General features: G+C 72.0%; 5 protein-coding genes. 2 read left to right on the forward strand and 3 right to left on the reverse strand.

What is annotated here, in order from left to right:
* Window positions 1-282: 282 nt before the first annotated feature.
* Window positions 283-1,017 (forward strand): GntR family transcriptional regulator, encoded by a 735-nt coding sequence (locus tag ACTB72_RS20185; protein ID WP_463038819.1) that lies wholly within the window; start codon window positions 283-285, stop codon window positions 1,015-1,017.
* Between the two features lie 17 nt (window positions 1,018-1,034).
* Here ACTB72_RS20185 and ACTB72_RS20190 read toward each other — a convergent pair whose 3' ends face one another.
* From ACTB72_RS20190 to ACTB72_RS20200, 3 genes are read right to left on the reverse strand one after another with little or no spacing between them, the layout of a single operon-like run.
* Complete coding sequence (locus ACTB72_RS20190) at window positions 1,035-2,195, reverse strand: CaiB/BaiF CoA transferase family protein (RefSeq protein ID WP_463038820.1); 1,161 nt, start codon at window positions 2,193-2,195, stop codon at window positions 1,035-1,037.
* A complete protein-coding gene (locus ACTB72_RS20195; protein WP_463038821.1) occupies window positions 2,195-3,388 on the reverse strand; it encodes a CaiB/BaiF CoA transferase family protein in 1,194 nt (397 codons plus the stop codon). Before ACTB72_RS20195 ends, ACTB72_RS20190 begins: the two co-directional genes overlap by 1 nt.
* Entirely contained in the window at window positions 3,385-4,245 is an 861-nt protein-coding gene (locus tag ACTB72_RS20200; RefSeq protein WP_463038822.1) for an HpcH/HpaI aldolase/citrate lyase family protein, read from the reverse strand. The genes ACTB72_RS20195 and ACTB72_RS20200 overlap by 4 nt, the downstream gene beginning before the upstream one ends.
* Before the next feature lie 180 nt (window positions 4,246-4,425).
* Here ACTB72_RS20200 and ACTB72_RS20205 point away from each other — a divergent pair, with 180 nt between their 5' ends.
* A complete protein-coding gene (locus ACTB72_RS20205; protein WP_463038823.1) occupies window positions 4,426-5,382 on the forward strand; it encodes a TAXI family TRAP transporter solute-binding subunit in 957 nt (318 codons plus the stop codon).
* The last annotated feature ends 69 nt before the right edge of the window (window positions 5,383-5,451 follow it).

The raw sequence follows: 5,451 nt of genomic DNA on the forward strand, positions 1-5,451 counted from the left end.
CCGGCCGGCGAGACCGCCCCCGCCGCCGCGCAGCCCGCCCAGTCGAGCGCATGGAGCGCAGCGCGGGCGCGCGCCTCGGGCCCCGGCCGCTCGGCGAGACGCCGCGCCAGGCGGCGCAGCAAGGTGGGCTCCGGGGCTTGAGCATGCGGCATGGGCTGAATTTTCCGGCTGGACGCGATAAAGTTGTCCGGACATATTCTAGCGGCGGTTTCGCGCGGCGCAATCCCCGTCGCACGCCCCGCCCCTCGATCCGGAAGGACCGCAGCCCATGGACGGAACCGCATGACCGCCCCCGCCTCGCCCCGCTATCGCCGTATGGCCGAGGCGTTGCGGGCCGCCATAACGGCAGGCCGCTACAAGGTGGGCGAGGCGCTGCCGACCGAGCAGGAACTCTGCGCGGAATTCGCCGTGTCCCGCCACACGGCGCGCGAGGCGCTGCGCGTGCTGGCGGAGGCGGGGCTGGTGCGCCGCCGCCAGGGCTCGGGCACCGAGGTCATCGCCGACGCGCCCCCCGCCCACTACCGCCACGCCATGCGATCCCTGCGTGAATTGCTGGAATACGCGGCCGACACCAGTCTGAACCTCACCCGCGCCCCCGATGACGGCGCCCGGCCCGAAGGCGTGACCCTCAGCCCGGCGGAGGGGCCGTGGCTGGCGCTGGAAGGCGTGCGGCGCACGCGGTCGGGGCAGCCGATCAACTTCACCCGGTTCTGGCTGCCCGCCGCCTATCACGCGATCGAGCCCGAACTGCCCGGCCGCACCCGCCCGGTCTACGACCTGATCGAACAGCGGTTCGGCGCGCGGGTCGATGCGGTGGACCAGGACATGACCGGCGTGGGCTTCGGCCCGCGGGCCGCGGCGGCGCTGGGGCGCGATGTCGGCGCGCCGGCGGTGCTGCTGATCCGCACCTATCTGGGCGCGGGGGATCGCCCGATCCTGGTCTCGGCCAACTGGCACCCGGCCGAGACCTTCTCCTATTCCATGCGCCTGCGCCGGGACGAGATGGCGGGGGGATAACCCCCCCGCCCCCTCTCTCAGGCGGGGATCCGGGCGAGGCAGGCGGCGACCACCGCCTCGGGCAGGCCGGCCTCGCGCAGCGTCGCCTCGGTATGCTCGCCCAGGCCCGGCAGCGCGGGGTCGAGGCGCCCGGGCTCGTCCCGGAACCGGATCGGCAGGCCGATATGCAGGGCCCCGGCCGCGTCGCGCACCTTCATCCCCCGCGCCGCGATCTGAGGGCTGTCGAACGCCTCCTTCAGGTCGAGGACCGGCGCGAAGCAGACGTCGCGGCCCTCGAACCAGGCCTCCCACTCCGCGCGGGTCTTCGTCGCGAAGGTCTCGCGCAAAAACGCCTTCACCGGCTCCTGCGGGCCGCCCGGCGGACCATTGGCGATGTCGATCAGGTCGGGACGCTCGAGCGCGGTCAGCAGGACGTGGACGAACTTGTGCTCCACACCCCCCAGCACGACATGGCGGTCATCGGCGGTGCGGTAGATGGCGAAGAAGGCGTAGCCGCCGAAGCTGCGCTCGGATTTCACCCGCGGCGCCCGGTCTTCCGCGAAGACCGGACCCACGACATTGGGCAGCCACGCCATGCAGGCGTCCTGCATCGACATGTCGATCACGTCGCCCCGGCCCGTCGTCTCACGCCGGTAAAGCGCCATCATGATCGCCGCGAAGGTCATCAGCGACGCCGCCATGTCGGCCACCGGCATATGCGGGTTGGTCGGCTCGCCGTCCGTCCCGAGGTTCAGCGACACCAGCCCCGACAGCGCCTCGATGGCGAGGTCATGCCCCGGCCGCGCCACTTCCGGCCCGGTCTGCCCGAAGGCGGCGATGGAGGCGTAGACGATGCGCGGATTGCGCGCCGTCACCGCATCCGGCCCCACCCCCAGCCGATCGACCACGCCGGGACGGAACGCCTCGACGAACACGTCCGCCGTCTCGGCCAGCCGCAGCAGCGCCTCGCGCCCGGCGTCCGTCTTCAGGTCCAGCACCACGGATTTCTTGCCGCGATGGGTGTTGCGGAACCAGACGGAGACCCCCGCCTCGTCCCGATAGCCCACCTCGCGCACCGGTTCGCCGGAGGGGGGCTCGACCTTGATCACCTCCGCCCCGTGATCGGCCATCATCATCGTCAGATGGGGCCCTGGCAGGAACATCGACAGGTCGAGCACGCGGAGACCGTCGAGCTTCATCAGACCGCCCCCGCAGCGCGCAGCGCGGCGATTTCGTCCGCGCCGAAGCCGGCCTCGCCCAACACCGCGTCGGTGTCGGCCCCGAGCGCGGGGGCCGGGCGCGACGGCGCTTCGGCGTCGCCGACCCGGATCGGGGAGGCGACCATGCCGAAATCGGGCCGCATCGGATGATCCACCGTCCGCACCCCGCCCCGCTCCCGGAAGAACGGGTTCTCCAGGGCCTGGTCGAGCGTCAGCACCGGGGCGGCGGGGACGCGGCCGCCGAAGACCGACATCCACTCGGCGGTGGTCCGCGCCCGGGCCAGCGGATCGAAGATCTCCATCAGCGCGTCGCGGTTTTCGAACCGCGCGCGCGGCGTGGCGAAGCGGGGGTCGGTCGGCAGCTCCGGCGCGCCCAGCGCCACCGCCAGCGCCTCCCAGAATTTCGGAAGGACGCACATCACGAAGATCCAGCCGTCCCGGGTGGGCAGCGTCTCGCAGGGGACGACGGACGGGTGGCCCGAGCGGGGGCGGCGGCCCGTCACGTCGCCCTCGTTGAGATACCAGGTGGCGGGGTAGGAGAGCTGATGCATGGCGACGTCGTAAAGCGACACGTCCATGTCCCGCCCCTTGCCGGTGCGCGCGGCCCCCAGCATGGCCGAGACGAGGCCCAGCGCCGCCACCACCCCAGTCATGTAGTCGACGATGGAAAGCCCCATGCGGGCGGGCGGCCCGTCGGGGTCGCCGGTCAGGTGGAACCACCCGGCCTCGGCCTGCATCAGGTAGTCGTAGCCGGGCCACGACGCCCGCGGCCCGGTCCGCCCATAGGCCGAAAGGTGAGCGCAGACGATGGACGGTTTTATCTTGCCCAGCACGTCATAGGTCAGGCCCAGCTTGCCCGGGATGTCGCCGCGCAGGTTGTTGAGCACCGCGTCGAACTGCGGCAGCAGGCGGTGCAGGGTCGCCTGCCCCTCCGGCTTCTTCAAATCGAGGGTCAGCGAGCGTTTGTTGCGGTTGAAGGTCTGGAAGAAGTGGCTGTCGGCGTCGCCGAGATAATGCGGGCCGGAGACGCGGGAACTGTCGCCCGTCCCCGGCGCCTCGATCTTCACCACCTCCGCCCCCATGTCGGCGAGGTAGAGCGAGCCGAACGGTCCCGCCCCATATTGCTCGGCCGACAGGATCCGGACGCCTTCGAGCGGGAGCGGCTGGGTCATGCCACGCCCTCCGCCACCCCGGCGGCTTCCGCCGCCTGCATCCGGGCGCGCATGGCGCGGATCACCGGGGCCTCGATCAGCTTGCCGTCGAGCACCACCAGCCCGGTTTCGGACGCCTCATAGGCCGCGATCACCTTGCGGGCCTGGGCCACCTGCTCAGGGGTCGGGGTGAAGACGCCGTTGACCGCGGCGACATTGGTCGGGTGGATGGCGGCCTTGCCCGAATAGCCCATGGCGCGGGCGGCCTCCGCCTCCGCCGCCACCGCGTCGAGATCGCGGAAATTCAGCGAGGGCACGTCCATCGCCGGCACGCCGGCCCGGCGGGCGGCGTGCACGACCCGGGCGCGGGCGTAGGCGAGGGGCCCGGGGGCGTTGTCGCAGCCGAGTTCTGCCGACAGGTCCACCGCGCCGAACATCACCAGCTTCACGCGGGGGGAGGCGGCGGCGATGGCCTGCGCGTTCTCCAGCCCGTCGACGCTTTCGATCAGGACGACGATGCCGGCCTCGGACCCGGCTTCGGTCAGCGCGGCGTCGACGATGCGGACCTCGGCCGCCTCATCCACTTTCGGCATCACCACCAGGCCCGCGGCCGGCGCCGCGGCGGCGACGGCGGCGAGGTCGCGCAGGCCGGCGACCGTCTTCAGCCCGTTGATGCGCAGCGCCCGCGTGCAGGGATCGGCGGGGGCGGCTTCGGTCAGCCAGGCCACGCCCTCGGGCCGGGCCGCGTCCTTGCCCGACGGCGGGACCGCGTCCTCGAGATCCACGCACACGATGTCGGCGCCCGACTCGAGGGCTTTCGCGAAAATCGCCGGGCGGGCGCCGGGCACGAAGAGAAGCGAGCGGGTGGCGCCTTGCATGGGGTCTCCTCCGGTATGCGGCGCGGGCGCGCCATTTGTCCGGACAAATTTTCCGGATCGGTCGATTTTGTCAAGCCGCAGCCGCGCCGCCGACCTGAACAATCCGTTGACCCCGGCGGGCCGGGGCGCGAAACAGGCGCACGAACCCGCCCCAGAAACAACCGGGAGGAGGACGCCCAAATGGCGTTTCTTAGCAAAATCGTCGCCGCCGGCGCCCTGCTCGCGCTCGCCGCCGCCCCCGCGCTGGCCGAGACCCGCGTCACCTTCAAGGCCGCCAAGACCGGCTCGTCCTACTACCAGATGTCGGTGCAGGTCGCCGAGGCGGTGAAGACCGCCACCGACGGCGCCATCATCGTGACGGTGGAGGAGAGCCAGGGCTCGGTCCAGAACGTGATGGAGGCCGCGGTCCGCCCCGGCGCCTACGTGTTCACCGCCCCCCCCGCGCTGATCGGCGCGGCGCAGGGCGCGAAGGGGCCGTTCGCCGACAAGGGCAGCCCGAAATACGACGAGATCCGGGCGCTGTTCCCGATCCCGTCGCTGACCATGCATTTCGTGGTCGACGCCGACGCAGGCGTGACCGACATCACCGGGCTCGCCGGCAAGACGGTGCTGCTCGGCAAGGGCAGTTTCGGCGCGACCGAGGGGGAGAAATATCTCACGCTCTTCGGGATCGCGGACAAGGTGACCATCGCGCCGGCCGAGCTGTCGAACGCCGTGCCCGCCCTGAAGAACGGCCAGATCGACGCCTTCGTGACCGCCGGGTCGTGGCCCGCGCCCAACGTGATGGAAGCCGCGGCCGGGACCGGCGTGACCATCCTGTCGATGACCGATGAGCAGATCGCCCAGACCGGGCGCACCCGGCTGGTGATCCCCGCCGGGACCTATGCCGGGCAGGACGCGGACATCGTCACCACCGCGCTGCCGGTGGTCGCCTACGCCTCCACCGCGATGGACGACGACACCGCCTACGCCTTCGTGAAGGCGTTCTGGGAGCAGAAGGCGAAGATGGAGGCCGACGCCGCCTGGTGGCGCGGCGTGACGCCCGAAGCGCTCGAGACCATCGAGGGCCGGATCCATCCCGGCGCCCTGCGCTACTATGAGGAAATCGGCGTGACCCTCGCCGACCGCCACATGTGAGCCCCCGCCCCGCGCCGCTTCCGGGCGGCGCGGGGCGCGCCTGACCGGCGTCTCCGCGCCCCGCACCCG

Source organism: Albimonas sp., assembly GCF_055129145.1.